At 52.6% G+C, this 15,845-nt stretch carries 16 protein-coding genes; 9 read left to right on the top strand and 7 right to left on the bottom strand.

The annotated features are described in order from the left end of the window. The first annotated feature begins 6 nt into the window (after positions 1-6). From pduO to OGV75_RS21880, 9 genes are all read left to right on the top strand, one after another. Complete coding sequence (gene pduO, locus OGV75_RS21920) at positions 7-1,014, top strand: two-domain cob(I)yrinic acid a,c-diamide adenosyltransferase PduO (protein WP_286481215.1); 1,008 nt, start codon at positions 7-9, stop codon at positions 1,012-1,014. Beyond that, a complete protein-coding gene (gene pduP / locus OGV75_RS21915; protein WP_047415486.1) occupies positions 1,011-2,396 on the top strand; it encodes a CoA-acylating propionaldehyde dehydrogenase PduP in 1,386 nt (461 codons plus the stop codon). Before pduO ends, pduP begins: the two co-directional genes overlap by 4 nt. A 10-nt stretch (positions 2,397-2,406) precedes the next feature. After that, the gene (locus OGV75_RS21910; protein WP_053389619.1) at positions 2,407-3,519 is read left to right on the top strand and encodes a 1-propanol dehydrogenase PduQ; all 1,113 of its coding nucleotides are present in this window, start codon (positions 2,407-2,409) and stop codon (positions 3,517-3,519) included. Then, positions 3,516-4,871: a cobalamin reductase PduS gene (gene pduS / locus OGV75_RS21905; protein WP_286481212.1), complete on the top strand. Its 1,356-nt coding sequence runs from the start codon at positions 3,516-3,518 to the stop codon at positions 4,869-4,871. Before OGV75_RS21910 ends, pduS begins: the two co-directional genes overlap by 4 nt. 2 nt (positions 4,872-4,873) lie before the next feature. Next, positions 4,874-5,428 (top strand): propanediol utilization microcompartment protein PduT, encoded by a 555-nt coding sequence (gene pduT, locus OGV75_RS21900; protein WP_003030201.1) that lies wholly within the window; start codon positions 4,874-4,876, stop codon positions 5,426-5,428. Beyond that, entirely contained in the window at positions 5,428-5,778 is a 351-nt protein-coding gene (gene pduU, locus OGV75_RS21895) for a propanediol utilization microcompartment protein PduU (protein ID WP_016156881.1), read from the top strand. Before pduT ends, pduU begins: the two co-directional genes overlap by 1 nt. Before the next feature lie 4 nt (positions 5,779-5,782). After that, a complete protein-coding gene (pduV, locus tag OGV75_RS21890; protein WP_286481211.1) occupies positions 5,783-6,235 on the top strand; it encodes a propanediol utilization protein PduV in 453 nt (150 codons plus the stop codon). Continuing rightward, complete coding sequence (locus tag OGV75_RS21885) at positions 6,220-7,434, top strand: acetate/propionate family kinase (protein WP_047499004.1); 1,215 nt, start codon at positions 6,220-6,222, stop codon at positions 7,432-7,434. The genes pduV and OGV75_RS21885 overlap by 16 nt, the downstream gene beginning before the upstream one ends. 92 nt (positions 7,435-7,526) lie before the next feature. Beyond that, positions 7,527-8,393, top strand: a complete 867-nt coding sequence (locus OGV75_RS21880; RefSeq protein ID WP_016153543.1) for a GHMP family kinase ATP-binding protein — start codon at positions 7,527-7,529, stop codon at positions 8,391-8,393. Positions 8,394-8,433: 40 nt separating this feature from the next. Here OGV75_RS21880 and OGV75_RS21875 read toward each other — a convergent pair whose 3' ends face one another. From OGV75_RS21875 to phsA, 7 genes are all read right to left on the bottom strand, one after another. Then, entirely contained in the window at positions 8,434-8,769 is a 336-nt protein-coding gene (locus OGV75_RS21875) for a DUF496 family protein (protein ID WP_003834176.1), read from the bottom strand. Positions 8,770-9,007: 238 nt separating this feature from the next. Continuing rightward, the gene (locus OGV75_RS21870; protein WP_016156885.1) at positions 9,008-10,066 is read right to left on the bottom strand and encodes an FUSC family protein; all 1,059 of its coding nucleotides are present in this window, start codon (positions 10,064-10,066) and stop codon (positions 9,008-9,010) included. 86 nt (positions 10,067-10,152) lie between these two features. Next, positions 10,153-10,620 carry a DNA gyrase inhibitor SbmC gene (gene sbmC, locus OGV75_RS21865; protein WP_016153545.1) on the bottom strand — a complete coding sequence of 156 codons (468 nt, stop codon included), beginning with the start codon at positions 10,618-10,620 and terminating at the stop codon, positions 10,153-10,155. A gap of 123 nt (positions 10,621-10,743) precedes the next feature. Beyond that, entirely contained in the window at positions 10,744-11,916 is a 1,173-nt protein-coding gene (dacD, locus tag OGV75_RS21860; RefSeq protein ID WP_032931656.1) for a serine-type D-Ala-D-Ala carboxypeptidase DacD, read from the bottom strand. Positions 11,917-12,054: 138 nt separating this feature from the next. Beyond that, a complete protein-coding gene (phsC, locus tag OGV75_RS21855) occupies positions 12,055-12,822 on the bottom strand; it encodes a thiosulfate reductase cytochrome B subunit (RefSeq protein WP_286481210.1) in 768 nt (255 codons plus the stop codon). Beyond that, positions 12,819-13,397, bottom strand: coding sequence for a thiosulfate reductase electron transport protein PhsB (phsB, locus tag OGV75_RS21850; protein ID WP_016153548.1), 579 nt, complete (start codon positions 13,395-13,397; stop codon positions 12,819-12,821). Before phsB ends, phsC begins: the two co-directional genes overlap by 4 nt. Before the next feature lie 14 nt (positions 13,398-13,411). Continuing rightward, positions 13,412-15,685 carry a thiosulfate reductase PhsA gene (gene phsA, locus OGV75_RS21845; RefSeq protein WP_101700021.1) on the bottom strand — a complete coding sequence of 758 codons (2,274 nt, stop codon included), beginning with the start codon at positions 15,683-15,685 and terminating at the stop codon, positions 13,412-13,414. Positions 15,686-15,845: the final 160 nt, after the last annotated feature.

Below are 15,845 nucleotides of genomic sequence, written 5' to 3'. Positions count from 1 at the left end.
GGAACTATGGCGATTTATACCCGCACTGGCGATGCCGGCACAACGGCCCTCTTTACCGGGCAACGCGTGAGCAAAACGCACCCGCGCGTCGAGGCTTACGGTACGCTGGACGAACTTAATGCGGCGCTTAGCCTGTGTGTTTGCGCAGCGAAAAACCCGCAGCACCGCCAGTTACTCGAAAACATTCAACTGCAGCTTTTTTGGTTCAGCGCCGAGCTGGCAAGCGAAAGCGAAAAGCCAGCGCCAGAGCAGCGCTACATCAGCTCAGAAGAAATTGCCGCGCTGGAGGCCGCCATTGATACCGCGATGGGAAGAGTGCCCCCCCTACGCAGCTTTATTTTACCTGGCCGCAGCGAAGCCGCCAGCCGTCTGCACTTTGCCCGCACGCTGGCCCGCCGCGCAGAGAGGCGACTGGTCGAACTCTCCACCGAGATTTCCGTCAGACACGTGCTGATGCGTTATATCAATCGCCTCTCCGACTGCTTATATGCGCTTGCACGAGCAGAAGATCATGACGCCCATCAAAACAACATTATTCAGAAAGTGGCGGAGCGTTATCTCGCAGCCATCCGTACATCAGCCACCAGGGAGCCGGCTATGTCTCTGTCTTTTCAGGAACTCCACCAACTCACTCGCGCTGCGGTAACGAGAGCAGAAGAACTTCAGGTTCCGGTCGTCATCAGCATTGTTGATGCGAATGGGACCCAAACGGTGACCTGGCGCATGCCTGACGCATTACTCGTCAGTAGCGAACTGGCACCGAAAAAAGCCTGGACCGCCGTGGCAATGAAAACCGCCACGCATGAGCTGACATCGGCAGTGCAGCCAGGCGCCGCGCTTTACGGTCTGGAAAGCCATATGCAGGGAAAAGTCGTCACCTTCGGTGGCGGGTACGCATTATGGCGTGAGGGGTTACTCCTTGGGGGTCTTGGCATCAGCGGGGGAAGCGTTGAGCAGGATATGGACATTGCAGAAACGGCCATTGCGGCAATTAACGTGAGAACACATCAATGAACACTTCAGAACTTGAAACCCTTATTCGTAACATTTTGAGTGAGCAACTTGCCCCGGCCAAAGCAGAAGTTAAGGGTAATGGAATTTTTCCGTCCGTTAGCGAAGCGATCGATGCCGCTCATCAGGCTTTTCTGCGTTATCAGCAATGTCCATTGAAAACCCGCAGCGCCATCATTAACGCCCTGCGAGAAGAGCTGACGCCTCACCTTGCTTCATTGGCTGCTGAAAGCGCTGCCGAAACGGGAATGGGCAACAAAGAGGATAAGTTCCTTAAAAATAAAGCTGCGTTGGATAATACCCCGGGTATCGAAGATCTCACCACTACGGCGCTTACCGGTGACGGCGGCATGGTGTTATTCGAGTATTCACCCTTTGGCGTGATTGGTTCCGTCGCCCCCAGCACCAACCCGACGGAAACCATTATTAACAACAGCATCAGTATGCTGGCTGCGGGAAATAGCGTTTATTTTAGCCCACATCCAGGTGCAAAAGCGGTCTCACTGAAGCTGATTACCATGATTGAAGATATTGCTTTTCGCTGCTGCGGGATTCGGAATCTTGTCGTCACGGTCACAGAACCCACTTTTGAGGCTACCCAGCAGATGATGGCGCACCCTAAAATCGCAGTTCTGGCGATTACCGGTGGTCCAGGCATTGTTGCTATGGGCATGAAAAGCGGGAAAAAAGTCATTGGCGCAGGCGCAGGCAATCCTCCCTGCATTGTTGATGAAACAGCCGACCTGGTTAAGGCGGCGGAAGATATCATCAATGGCGCATCCTTTGATTACAACCTCCCCTGCATTGCTGAGAAGAGTCTGATTGTTGTTGATGCCGTTGCCGAACGACTGGTTCAACAAATGCAGTCTTTTGGCGCGATGCGACTCAATAGCGAAGAGATAGACAAACTGCGCGCAGTTTGTCTGCCAGAAGGAATAGCCAATAAACAACTGGTAGGGAAAAGCCCGGCAACCTTACTGGAAGCCGCGGGAATACCGGTTCCGGCAAAAGCACCTCGATTACTGATAGGTATCGTCAAGGCTGACGACCCATGGGTTACCAGCGAGCAACTGATGCCAATGCTCCCCATCGTAACGGTGAGCGATTTTGACAGCGCGTTAACGTTGGCCCTGAAGGTTGAAGAGGGATTGCATCACACCGCCATTATGCATTCGCAAAATGTGTCACGTCTGAACCTTGCCGCGCGCACGCTTCAGACCTCCATTTTTGTGAAAAATGGCCCCTCTTATGCTGGGATTGGCGTTGGTGGTGAAGGCTTTACCACCTTCACCATCGCAACGCCGACCGGCGAAGGAACGACATCTGCGCGCACTTTCGCACGCTCTCGTCGTTGCGTGCTGACAAACGGTTTTTCTATTCGCTAATGGGGCCGTTATGAAAAGCTTTTCACTGCAAACTCGATTGTACAGCGGCCAGGGAAGCCTGGATGTGCTTAAGCGCTTCACGAATAAGCATATCTGGATTATCTGCGATGGTTTTCTCGCGCGTTCTCCCCTGATTGAAAAGCTGCGCGACGCGCTGCCAGCGGATAACCGCATCAGCATTTTCAGCGATATCACCCCCGATCCCACCATTAACACGGTAGTACAAGGGATTGCGCAAATGCAGTCCCTACGACCGGACGTCGTAATTGGTTTTGGCGGTGGCTCTGCACTGGACGCCGCAAAAGCCATCGTCTGGTTCAGCCGACAGTTCGGTATTGAGATTGAAACCTGCGTTGCAATTCCCACCACCAGCGGCACGGGATCGGAGGTGACCAGCGCCTGCGTGATTAGCGATCCGGATAAAGGCATTAAGTATCCATTATTTAATAATGCGCTTTATCCGGACATGGCCATCCTTGATCCGACGCTGGTCGTCAGCGTTCCACCAGCCATAACAGCGAATACCGGCATGGACGTATTAACGCATGCGCTGGAGGCTTACGTGTCCACGAAAGCCAGCGACTTCACCGATGCGCTGGCTGAAAAAGCGGCACAAATTGTCTTCCAGTACCTGCCTGTCGCCGTCAGCAAAGGCGACTGCCTGGCAACCAGAGGAAAAATGCACAACGCGTCAACGCTCGCGGGAATGGCATTCAGTCAGGCTGGTCTGGGTATCAATCATGCGATTGCCCATCAGTTGGGCGGCCAGTTTCATCTGCCCCACGGACTTGCCAATGCGCTGCTGCTGACCCATGTCATTCATTTTAATGCCCGCGATCCGCGGGCTGCGAAGCGCTATGCCCGTTTCGCTAAAGCCTGCCACCTATGCCCGGATAACGCGAACGATACGGCGGCACTGAATGCGCTAATTCGTCATATAGAGCTACTCAAAAAACAGTGTGCGTTACCTTCTTTTGCTGACGCGCTTAAAGACGGAAAGCAAGCCTGGTCACAACGTATACCGTCGATGGTTCAGGCCGCGCTGGCTGATGTCACGCTGCAAACCAATCCTCGTGTTGCCGACGCCAGCGCCATGCAGGAACTGCTTGAGGAATTATTATGAAGACAGCCATGACGGCAGAGTCCACGCTTTATGATGCGCAGACAATTCGCGAACGCGTTCGCGCAGCGGGTGTTGTCGGGGCCGGAGGCGCAGGCTTTCCTGCTCACGTAAAATTACAGGCGCAGGTCGATACGTTTCTGGTCAATGCGGCAGAATGTGAACCGATGCTGAAAGTTGACCAGCAATTGATGGCCGTTCAAGCTGAGCGACTTATCCGTGGCGTTCAATATGCCATGACGGCTACCCGGGCCAGGGCCGGTATTATTGCGCTCAAAGAGAAATATCAAAAGGCTATCAATGCGTTAACGCCCCTTCTGCCTGTCGGGATCCGCTTACATATTTTGCCTGATGTCTACCCGGCTGGTGACGAGGTTTTGACCATCTGGATGGCAACGGGCCGGAGAGTTCCGCCTGCCGCGCTGCCGGTCAGCGTCGGCGTGGTGGTCAATAACGTCCAGACTGTACTCAACATCGCCAGAGCCGTTGAGCAGCAGTATCCGGTTACGCGCCGTACCCTGACCGTTAATGGCGCGGTCGCCAGACCAATCACTCTGACCGTCCCTATCGGAATGTCTTTACGTGAGGTTCTGGCGTTGGCAGGTGGTGCTACCGTTGACGAGCCCGGTTTTATTAACGGTGGTCCGATGATGGGCGGCCTGATTACCTCACTGGATACCCCAGTCAGCAAGACCACCGGGGGACTGCTGGTTTTACCAAAGTCTCATGCGTTGATTCAGCGGCGGATGCAGGATGAACGCACCGTGCTTTCCGTCGCAAAAACCGTTTGCGAGCAGTGTCGTTTGTGTACGGATTTGTGCCCAAGGCATTTGATCGGCCATGAATTATCGCCGCACCTGCTGGTTCGCGCGGTTAATTATCAGCAGGCGGCCACTCCGCAGTTACTGCTCACGGCCCTGACCTGTTCAGAATGCAATGTATGTGAAAGCGTAGCCTGTCCGGTTGGGATTTCACCTATGCGAATTAACCGCATGCTTAAACGCGAGCTACGGGCGCTCAACCATCGTTATGAAGGGCCGTTAAATCCTGAGGATGAAATGGCGAAGTATCGGCTTATTCCGGTGAAGCGCCTTATTACCAAACTGGGCCTTAGCGACTGGTATCACGATGCGCCACTGACTGAGACTGATTATCCCACGGATAAAACGACGCTGTTGCTACGCCAGCATATTGGTGCCAGCGCCATCCCATGTGTACTGCAGGGCGAACACGTTGTTCGCGGTCAATGCGTTGCCGATGTACCGTCCGGTGCATTAGGCGCACCTGTCCACGCCAGTATTGACGGTATTGTCAGCGAAATTACTGAGCAATCCATCACGGTAATAAGAGGTTAATCATGTCTCAGGCTATAGGGATTTTAGAACTCACCAGCATTGCCAAAGGAATGGAAGCGGGCGATGCCATGTTAAAAAGCGCGAATGTGAATTTACTTGTCAGCAAGACCATCTGCCCGGGTAAATTTCTGCTCATGCTCGGTGGTGACGTAGGCGCAGTACAACAGGCGATCGCCACCGGAACTTCTCTTGCTGGCGATATGCTCGTTGATAGTCTGGTACTACCCAACATTCACGCCAGCGTACTTCCTGCGATCAGTGGACTTAACAGCGTGGATAAGCGTCAGGCCGTTGGCATTGTTGAAACATGGAGCGTTGCGGCCTGCATCTGCGCCGCCGACCGTGCGGTTAAAGCCTCCAATGTCACGCTGGTACGCGTCCATATGGCATTTGGTATCGGTGGCAAGTGCTACATGGTTGTCGCTGGCGATGTGTCTGATGTGAATAACGCAGTGACAGTTGCCAGTGAAAGTGCGGGTGAAAAAGGTCTGTTGGTTTACCGTTCGGTCATCCCTCGTCCGCATGAAAGCATGTGGCGACAGATGGTGGAGGGATAATGGAAAGACAACCCACCACGGATCGTATGATTCAGGAATATGTTCCTGGCAAGCAGGTTACGCTGGCACATCTTATCGCTAATCCGGGTAAAGATTTGTTCAAGAAACTGGGATTACCAGAATCGGTTTCCGCAATCGGTATTCTGACGATTACCCCCAGCGAAGCCTCAATCATCGCCTGTGATATCGCCACGAAATCCGGGGCGGTAGAGATTGGTTTTCTCGACCGTTTTACCGGCGCTGTGGTACTGACGGGGGATGTTTCCGCCGTTGAGTACGCGCTGAAACAGGTAACCCGGACGCTGGGCGAAATGATGCGTTTTACCGCCTGTCCCATCACCCGGACATAATCTCATGAAACGCATAATGCTAATTGGCCCCAGCCAGTGCGGTAAAACGTCACTTACACAGTGCATGCAGGGAGAGGCGCTTCATTATCAGAAGACCCAGGCCATTGTCTGGTCTCCCACAACGATAGACACACCGGGTGAATATCTCGAAAACCGCTGCCTGTACAGCGCGCTGCTGGCCAGCGCCTGTGAAGCAGACATCATCGCGCTGGTTCTCAATGCTGACGCGCCGTGGTCACCTTTTTCTCCAGGTTTTACTGGCCCGATGAACCGACCCGTTATCGGCCTCGTCACCAAAGCCGATTTAGCCATCCCGCAGCGTATTTCTCTCGTGGAGAGTTGGTTAGTTCAGGCTGGCGCGCAAAAAGTATTTGTCACCAGCGCGCTGGAGAATACCGGGGTCGATGAGATGTTCATTTTTCTGAATGCAAAGGAACCTTCATGTCTCACAAAATAATGGCCATTAATGCAGGTAGTTCCTCGCTTAAGTTTCAGCTCCTGGCGATGCCGCAGGGTGAAATGATTTGCCAGGGACTGATCGAGCGTATCGGTATGTCTGATGCGCAGGTCACCCTAAAAGCACCAGCACAAAAATGGCAGGAGACTTTGCCCGTAGCCGATCACCGTGAAGCAGTAACGCTGCTACTGGAAAAACTGCTCAGTCACAATATTATCAGCAGTCTGGAAGAGATCGACGGCGTTGGCCATCGCGTCGCACACGGTGGAGAATCCTTCAAAGATTCCGCACGGGTAACCGATGAAACACTGGCGGAAATCGAACGCCTAGCGGAACTGGCACCGCTTCATAACCCGGTTAATGCGTTGGGGATTGCGATATTTCGCCAGCTACTGCCGAAAACGCCGGCCGTTGCGGTTTTTGACACAGCTTTTCATCAGACCCTTGATGAGCCTTCTTTCATCTATCCCCTGCCCTGGCGCTACTACTCAGAGCTCGGTATTCGTCGTTATGGTTTTCATGGTACCAGCCACAAGTATGTCAGCGCTCAGCTTGCTGAAAAGCTGGGCGTGCCGCTCAGCGCCCTGCGGGTTGTTTGTTGTCATCTGGGCAACGGTAGCAGCATCTGCGCTATCAAAGGCGGACACTCGGTGAATACCTCCATGGGCTTTACGCCGCAGTCTGGCGTAATGATGGGCACGCGAAGTGGCGATATTGATCCATCCATTCTGCCGTGGATTGCCCTGCGTGAAGGCAAAACCCCGCAGCAGCTCAACCAATTGCTCAACAATGAGTCCGGATTACTCGGAGTTTCTGGTGTTTCACCCGACTACCGGGACGTTGAACATGCCGCAGATACGGGCAATCACCAGGCAGCACTGGCATTGACGCTTTTTGCCGAGCGGATTCGCGCCACTATTGGCAGCTATATTATGCAGATGGGCGGTCTGGATGCGCTGGTGTTTACCGGGGGAATTGGTGAAAATTCAGCGCGGGCTCGCGCCGCGATTTGCCACAATCTGAATTTCTTAGGTCTGGCCGTTGATGAAGAAAAAAATCAGCGTAACGCCACCTTTATTCAGACGGAAAATGCGGTGGTTAAAGTGGCGGTGATTAATACCAATGAAGAGCTGATGATAGCCCAGGACGTTATGCGTTTAGCGATATCAGAAACTGTGACATTGGGCATTCCCGCCTGATATTGCCGCACCGCAAATTGCGGCAAATCATGGTAATAGCGCGATCGCCATGACACTATGCGCCGAGGATTGCTGAACACAAAGGTGAAGACGTGGCTGTTGCGCAATGTCCCGCATCGTGCGGAGAACTTATCCAGGGCTGGATTCTGGGCAGTGAGAAACTGGTCTCCTGCCCGGTCGAATGGTATAGCACCGTTGAGGTCACTTCAGGCTCACCGCTGACAGATGAACGTCCACTTTCTCGGGCAATGGTTGACAGGCTATTACAGCACTGGCAGTACCCGGCGCATCTCAGTCAGGATATCCGGATAGATGTTCAGTCAACCATTCCCATCGCGAAAGGTATGGCCAGCAGCACTGCGGATATTGCCGCCACGGCCATCGCCGCGGCGCATTATCTGGGCCATCAGCTGGACGAGCCAACACTGGCACAGCTTTGCGTTTCGCTGGAGCCGACCGACAGCACCGTTTTTCGTAAGCTTACTCTTTTCGATCATAACAACGCCTCCACGCAAATTGGTTGTGAAGCTCAGCCTCAACTCGATCTGCTGGTTCTCGAAAGCCCTGAAACATTGCGTACCGCGGATTATCACCGTATTCCACGTCATTCCGGCTTGCAGGCGGGAGCTGCGGCCCTCAAACGGGCATGGGAAAAAGTACAGGAAGCCTGTATTAGCCAAAATCCTTACCGGTTGGGAGAAGCGGCTACGCTTAGCGCAATCGCCAGCCAATTGCTGTTACCAAAGCCGGATTTTGATTCACTATTAGCACTGGTGGAAGAATGTGATTTATACGGCGTCAACGTCGCGCACAGCGGCAGCGTAGTCGGACTGATGCTGGACAGAAATCGTCATGATGTGGATTACATTAAATGGATGCTGACGCAGAAAAAACTTACGATTCACTGGCCGGAACAGCATTTGTTACGCATGGTGACGGGCGGGGTCGAACTGCAATAAGGGTCGCCGCGCGGCAGCGACCCGGACAAGCATAAAATCGTTACTCGGCTTTCGCTTCGCCGTTTTTCACTTCGCCCATGGCTTTCAGCTTTTTAGAGATATCGCGGCGTTCTTTAGAGATCTCGGCGTTTTTGATGATGTAGTCATCAACACGATCTTCATAATCGCTTTTCATGCTGGCAATGATGCCCTGAATCGCTTCCACGCTCATACCAGGCTTGATGTAGTCGCTCAGGTTGTCCAACAGCAGAACGCGTTTCTGGTTGTCACGGATCTTTTTCTCAACGTCCTGGATTTCACGTTGCAGTTTGTTTTTACGACGGAACAGACGAACAAATTCCAGCACGTCCTGGAAAGAAGGCTTGGTAGTTTCCATTTTTACACCCCTGATAATGTGAGATTCGGATTCGTTAAAACAACGGCTAAAGTGGGTCAACATTACTTTCATGCCCGCCATACTTCAAGTTGCATCTGCATCGACAATGCATGGTTGAAACCTGAGTTATCGAGGGTAAAGCCATTGCAGTTACCAATGGTTTTAGCCTTTTTCAGTATCATACCTCTAATCTTTGCTGAATCGAAGCAGCAGTAGAACCAATCCCCTCATCTGCTCTTTATTTGCGCAGTGCGCGACAGATTAAATGTGACAGTAACTCCAGCTGTCGAGCCATCTCCATGTTCAACCAAACGTAGCCGTGAATGGGCGTTTCTGCGACATTATCGCCTTTATGCTCAGCAATAAGCTGACGCAGCTCTGCTACGGTGTCATTGAGCTTTTCCGTATTGGCAAGCACCGGCTGCGGATTACCTTCATACAAGGCGTGGGTTATTGTCAGTAGTGCCTGCTGGGTCCTGAGCTGAGTTTCACGCAGAGTATGCGCATTCAACATGACAAAGTGGCTGGTACGGCTGGCCCACAGCGCATTAATTTGCAGCTCGAGCATGCAGACCAGATTGCGATTCACCGTCTGAATAGCCTCAAAGATCGATTTTTGAATGCGGGTTTCCTTGCTGGCAGGAGCGATGAGCCCACGCATTTTGACAACGTCGCTCAACAGTTGTTGTAAATGTTTTTCCAGCCGCGGTTGCTCGAGCAGATTGGGGGATAGCGCGGCCTGATACACCCGATTGTACCCCGTGACACAATGCGCCAGTTGGATACGCCAGTGTATAAATGCCCGCTGCGGCCAGATGCCGGTAAACAGCATCGCCAGTAACGACCCCAGAATAACATCACCGCCGCGCCATAACGCGGTATTCATATCTCCGGCAGGCGCACCCACGACCACAGCAAGCGTTATGCCAATCAGCAGCGCCTGATACGGCCTTTTTCCCAGCGCCAGCCAGCCGCAGAGAAACATCGCTACCGCGCACCATATCAGCATTAACGGCAGCGAGAAGAGTTCCAGACGCAGGGCAACCAGTCCCAGGACCGAGCCCAGGATCGTGCCACCTATACGTTCAAAGGCCCTGGGAACAACGTTACCCCAAAAAGATATTGGCCCCATGATCACCACCAGCGTGATCAGAGGCCATGTACCTTCGGGAATGTTTAACAGGCGTACCAACAGAAAAGTAAGGAGAAACGCCAGCGCAATGCGAATACCATGCACCACACGATAATGACGATACAAACGAATTTCAAAAGGACTCAGCGATTTGTCTGCACGCACTCATGCACTCCGTCAGGGAATAGCAAAGAAGCGAATTGTACCTGTTTTTAGCGTGAAAAGATCATCCTGATTTACACCCCAAACAGTTACTTCGTCTGCACTGGCACGTACATTTCAATGTCCCAGTAACCGTCCTCCATGCCATTGTTCATATAAACTTCAAAGCAGGGTTTAGCGGCTATCGCATAAGTCGTATCCTGCAACAGGCGCTCGAAGAACTGATACCAAGGCGTCGCAAAATCGTGATTCTCAACGCGCGCAACGGCGACAGCATAGTCGCCACCCGCCAGTTCGGTGAGGATCACCCCTTCGCTGTTTTCCGGGATTTCAAAACCTTCAGGCACAGAAACCACGGTATCACAGCGCAATTTTTCCGCAGGAACAACATCAGGGTTGTCGTAATAAACAGCAATCCATTCCAACGGCACAATCTGTTTACCGTCGACCCACTTCATTAATTGCTCAAACCCCTGCTTCACCGTTTGTTCCCACGGTCCAACCATATGGAAACCGGCAATCATGCGTTTTTCGACCAGCTTTATCTCGTACTCCATACAACCTCCACTGTTACACTGTATTTATATACAGTGTAATTTCTGGCTATGTCGGCCACAAGGAAATAGTGATTATTATGTGAGCAGATTCGCACTCTTGCCAGTCAGACGCATCAGGAAAAACTACGCCTTGTGGTGGAAATAATCGCTCAGGCGCGAGAAAACGCCGCCTTCGCCGACGGATTCCAGCGTAACCAGAGGCCAATGCGCCACCAGCTTATCCCGATCGTAGAGTTCAATTTCCCCCACACGTTGATGTGCAGCGATGGGAGCAACCAGCTCTTTCTTATCAAGGACATATTTTGCTTTGATGTTAGGGACTTCTGCTTTAGGCAAGGCCATCCAGAAATCCTGCTCGGTTCCGAGGCTGATTTTTTCTTTATCGCCATACCAGATGCGTTCAGTGCCAACCTGCTTACCGCTACGCAAAACCTGCACTGTATCGAAGTTGTGTTGCCCCCATTGCAGCAGTTTACGCGCCTGATCTTCGCGCCCTTTCGCACTCTCCGCGCCCATCACCACCGCAATCAGGCGGCGCTGACCATCGACGGCGGAAGCAATCAGGTTAAACCCGGCACCGGACGTATGCCCTGTCTTCAGGCCATCTACGTTCATGGTTTTATCCCACAACAAGCCGTTACGGTTTTGCTGTGTGATGCCGTTCCAGGTAAGGCTTTTCTCACTGTACATATGGTAGAAATCCGGTTCCCCGTGGATGATAGCGCGGGACAGCACGGCCAGGTCGTACGCGGAGCTATGCTGACCCGGCGCATCCAGACCATGTACCGTTTCAAAATGGGTGTCCTGCAGGTTCAGTTTTTGCGCATAGTTGTTCATCATCGCGACAAACTGCGGCTGCCCTCCGGCGATGTAATCCGCCAGTGCCACGCAGGCATCATTACCGGAATCAACAATTAACCCACGGCTGAGGTCACGTACCGAAACGCGATCCCCTTCTTTCAGGAACATCAAGGATGAACCGACAAATACCGGATTATCTTTTGCCCATGCATCGCGCCCGACGGTCACAATATCTGTCGGACTAATACGCTTGCTGTCAATTGCGCGATCGACAACATAGCCAGTCATCAGTTTCGTCAGGCTGGCAGGATTGCGCTGCTGGTGTTCATTACCGGCTGTCAGGATTTGGCCCGTGGTGTAATCCATTAACACCCATGCCCCGGCAGTAATCGCAGGAGGTTGTGGGGCGAAGCTCACGGCATCGCTCGCCCAGGCGGGCGAAAAACTCATCGTTAATAGTGAAGCGGCAATAAACAAACGGCGTTTCAACAGCATGTCCTCAGGAAAGGGAGAAATAGCCGTTCTTTTTACGGAAGTTCTGTCGAACAAACATGGATAAATTGCAAGAAAATGTGACATAAGGCACATTTTCTTGCTATCAGGAAAGGGTTTCAGAGACAAATCTCGCCGGAACTACCCTTTACGCGGCACGGTCTCTGCGTGATGACTGCGATGGCGGTGATAACCATCGATCATACTGCGAAAAATTTGCCCCGGTGTGTCACCCAGCGTGCACAGGTAAATATGCGCGCAGATGAACAGTAAGCCCACAATCGCTAACGCCATATGCAGCATCAGCATCACCGGCCCCGCCCCTACCACCTGCGGGTAGAGACATAGCAACCCGGTGATGATCAGTAGTGGAACCAGTGCGTACATGATGGCCAGGTAGGCCAGCTGTTGCAGCGGGTTAAATTTGTCCTCTGCCGTTGCGGCAAACGGGTGCGGCTCACCTTTCATAATGCCATACAGATAAAAGCGTGTTTGCAGCAGGCAGCGTGATATCAACCCGCTAAATTTCACGCGATAATGGCAGCCGTTGCCGCTGGTTGCGTTTATTAACACAAAGCCAATCCAGAAGGCCAGCAATGCGAAGCCACACCAGGTATGTAGCTGCACCATTAAGGCCACCGGTCCGACAGAAAAGTGGCCAAACAGGCCGCTCAGCAGAAGCAGGATAAAGAGCAGCGCATTACCCCAGTGCCAGCGGCGGACCGCCAGCGAATAGAGGTAGTCCCGATGCTCTTCCCCGGTTGCCGTTTTGGGCGCCAGCATCCGACGTAACAGCGCGTGCGTTACCAGGCCCGCAATCATCAGCACAATAATAACGCCTGCATAAATGAGCCACAGCGGCCAGTAGTCCGGCGCATAGTTAAGCTCTGCTCCCCAGATAGAATTCATACATTACCCTCCTGATGGATCTCTTTACGCCGATAGACACTTACCGGGCCGCTACGCGTATCCTGCTGGCGATAAACCTCTTTTTGATTAATCCAGTGCTGAATTTCCGGGTCATCGCGACGACCAAATTTCAGCGCATCCGTCGGACAAACGGAAACGCAGGCTGGCGATTGTCCGACCTCCAGGCGAGTATCGGCGCAGAAGTTACATTTGTCGGCAATCCCCGTTTGTGGGTTGAGGTAGCGGACATGGAACGGGCAAGCGGCAACGCAGTAGTCACAACCAATACAGCGAGACTTATCCACTTGTACAATGCCATTTTCGTCACGAAATGAAGCACCGGTAGGACAGACGCTGACGCACGGCGCATCTTCACAATGCTGACAGGAAACGCGAACAAACTGGAAGTGGGACAGCACCTCGGGTTCATGTTCGGGGGAACGGATCTGCACTTGTAGGCGACTAAATCCCTCCGGCACGTCATTCAGTACCTTGCAGGCAACCGTACACGCCTGGCAGCCAATACAGCGTTTCTCGTCATGCAGCATGACATAAGGGTTTGTTGATTGATTCATGATGTTCTCCTTTCTCATGCCCGACGAAGCGTGACGCCAGCGGTGTGCACCACCGTACCGGAAACCGGACTGGTAACATGCGGAAGCAAATTACCGCAGTGAATACCGTGCGTCGTCGCCGCGGTTTTGGCTCCCGCCTTGGCGCCAAATCCCATATAAACGAACAGCGTATCGGGTCGTATTCCGGCAGTAACCAGCGCTTTGCCTTTTTCCTTACCGGTCGCATTTTCCAGCCAAATCTCATCGCCGTTTTTGATGCCTTTTTCACGGGCCGTTTGCGGGTGGATCCACACCGCGTTATCCCACATCAGCTCACTCAGCAGTGGTACATATTGCGTCGCGCCGTTGGTATGCACCGCAACTTTTCCCTGAATAAAATAGAGTTCATTGTCGCCTTTGAGGGCAAAATTGCGGGCGCGCGGAATACCGTAGCCAGGCAAAAGTGCTTCCAGCTCTTCAGAGTAGAGTTCAATTTTTCCAGACGGGGATTTAAAGCGCAGTTGCTCGCCATAGGTACCGTCGCCATCAACCGCCACTGCGCCCGGATAACGCGCCACAAACTGACGCACCGCTTCAGGTTCCCGCAGCAGCAGCGGAATCCCCCACTCCCGATATCCTTTCTGACGCAGTTCAGCGGAAAGCGCATGATCGCCATTAAGCTGGTACAGCTGCCGCGTCTGCATATCCTGCCAGGGGTAGAACTGCCCAAGACCTAACTGCACAGCCAGCTCTTTCCAGATTTGCCAGCTCGGACGCGCATCCCCAATCGGCTCTACAACCTGCTGGCGCAGGGCATAGGCCGGATTCAGGCCCGACATGTCAGAGACTTCTTCATCGCGTTCAAGGTAGGTGCATTCGGGTAACAGATAATCGGCATATGCCGCGCTTTCGCTTAAATAGACATCACAACTGACCACCAGATCGAGTTGTTCAACGGTTTTGACCAGATCAGGTCGGCAGGTCACGGTTTGGAAAGGATTGTGGCGGGACATAATCCATCCCTTCACCGGATACGGCGTCTGGTTTAACACGGCATCGATGATGCTTTGCACCACGCCGCCGCCCGCCGCGATGTACTTGAATTGTGGGGCAACCAAATCGATGCGCTGCGCCGTTGGCTTGGGCAATTTGGCATCAGGTTTTGCCAGCACCGGAGCGACCTTCTCTCCGGCCAGCTTATTGTAGGTCGCCGCGGCTTTTTTCTGGTACAAGCCGCCTTCACGCTCAATATTTCCCAGCAGCGCATTAAGGGTGAAAATCATACGCCGCATATCAATTTCTTCTTGCGAAAACGTCGCGCGATGGCCAGGACTGACGATAGCATGAGGCGCACAGGCGGCCATTTCGCGGGTGACCCGAACAATAACATCAGCAGGCACATCAGCTTGATTTTGCGCCCATTCCGGCGTGGTCTCTTGTACCGCTTCGGCCAGTTGGTCAAACCCTGTGGTGTAGCGCGCTACGAAGTCCGCGTCATACAGATGTTCATTAATCATGACGTGACACATGGCCATTAACACCGGCAAGTCGCCGCCCGGCTTGAGCGCATGCCATTCATCCGCCTTGCTGGAGAAAACTGACAAACGGGGATCGAAGCTGACCATTTTTGCGCCCTTTTCCTGCGCGGTCATCAGTTCATGCGTTTCGGCAACCTCAATACCTTCATAGAGATTGTGGCCAAAAGAGACCATATAACGGGTATTGGCGATATCCATAGCCAAATCGCCGCCCATCATCACTTTAGCGGCAATCGATTTTCCGGCAGGGCATGTCGAGGCATGCGTAAAGGTGTTTGGCGATCCAAACGCCGTTGCCAGCTGAAATAAATGACCCGAAAGCGAACCGGATTTGGAAGAGAATACGACCCCCTGAGGACCATGCTGCGCTTTTATTGCCGTCATTTTTTCGGCAATTTCTTTGTAAGCCTGTTCCCAACTAATAACCTGCCATTCTCCGCTGCCGCGAGGCCCTGTGCGTTTCATGGGTTTGACAATACGGTGCGGGTCGTTGACCAGGCTAACACCACTGCCTCCTCGCGCGCAGACACGCGTGCCTTGTTGAGGCGCATTAGGGTTCCCCTGAATAAAAACCGTCTTGTTATTAATTACCTGTGCCTGTATTGGGCAACGATAAGAACACATTTCGCACAAGCTTGGCGTCAGGGATGTTTTCCCCTTAATGCTCTCTGGAGAATTTCGCGCCAGTGCGCCAGGCGGAAAACTGCCTATCGCGCAGGCTGAGCAACCGATACCCACTCCTCGCAAAAAATTACGCCGACTAATGCTCATATAACCTCCTGTTATTAGATATATCCAATTATTATATGGTGTTTAGATTATTAATTTTTAACCTCACTCACATTTCATTAGAATATAGAGCAGCTAACCGCCAAAATAAAAACCCATTGTTTATAAAAGAATTTTAAAATTTCCAGAACACAACAAATCA

This window comes from Citrobacter sp. Cb028 (assembly GCF_030336705.1).
Lineage (GTDB): Bacteria > Pseudomonadota > Gammaproteobacteria > Enterobacterales > Enterobacteriaceae > Citrobacter > Citrobacter braakii.
Note: the sequence above shows the minus strand (reverse complement) of the source record. Positions and strands in the feature narration are given on the sequence as shown.

Bases quoted from the DNA above. Each gene is read 5' to 3' on its own strand.
- pduO (WP_286481215.1), top strand. From the start codon at position 7: ATGGCGATTTATACCCGCACTGGCGATGCCGGCACAACGGCCCTCTTT.
- pduP (WP_047415486.1), top strand. From the start codon at position 1,011: ATGAACACTTCAGAACTTGAAACCCTTATTCGTAACATTTTGAGTGAG.
- OGV75_RS21910 (WP_053389619.1), top strand. From the start codon at position 2,407: ATGAAAAGCTTTTCACTGCAAACTCGATTGTACAGCGGCCAGGGAAGC.
- pduS (WP_286481212.1), top strand. From the start codon at position 3,516: ATGAAGACAGCCATGACGGCAGAGTCCACGCTTTATGATGCGCAGACA.
- pduT (WP_003030201.1), top strand. From the start codon at position 4,874: ATGTCTCAGGCTATAGGGATTTTAGAACTCACCAGCATTGCCAAAGGA.
- pduU (WP_016156881.1), top strand. From the start codon at position 5,428: ATGGAAAGACAACCCACCACGGATCGTATGATTCAGGAATATGTTCCT.
- pduV (WP_286481211.1), top strand. From the start codon at position 5,783: ATGAAACGCATAATGCTAATTGGCCCCAGCCAGTGCGGTAAAACGTCA.
- OGV75_RS21885 (WP_047499004.1), top strand. From the start codon at position 6,220: ATGTCTCACAAAATAATGGCCATTAATGCAGGTAGTTCCTCGCTTAAG.
- OGV75_RS21875 (WP_003834176.1), bottom strand. From the start codon at position 8,769: ATGGAAACTACCAAGCCTTCTTTCCAGGACGTGCTGGAATTTGTTCGT.
- sbmC (WP_016153545.1), bottom strand. From the start codon at position 10,620: ATGGAGTACGAGATAAAGCTGGTCGAAAAACGCATGATTGCCGGTTTC.
- dacD (WP_032931656.1), bottom strand. From the start codon at position 11,916: ATGCTGTTGAAACGCCGTTTGTTTATTGCCGCTTCACTATTAACGATG.
- phsC (WP_286481210.1), bottom strand. From the start codon at position 12,822: ATGAATTCTATCTGGGGAGCAGAGCTTAACTATGCGCCGGACTACTGG.
- phsB (WP_016153548.1), bottom strand. From the start codon at position 13,397: ATGAATCAATCAACAAACCCTTATGTCATGCTGCATGACGAGAAACGC.
- phsA (WP_101700021.1), bottom strand. From the start codon at position 15,685: ATGAGCATTAGTCGGCGTAATTTTTTGCGAGGAGTGGGTATCGGTTGC.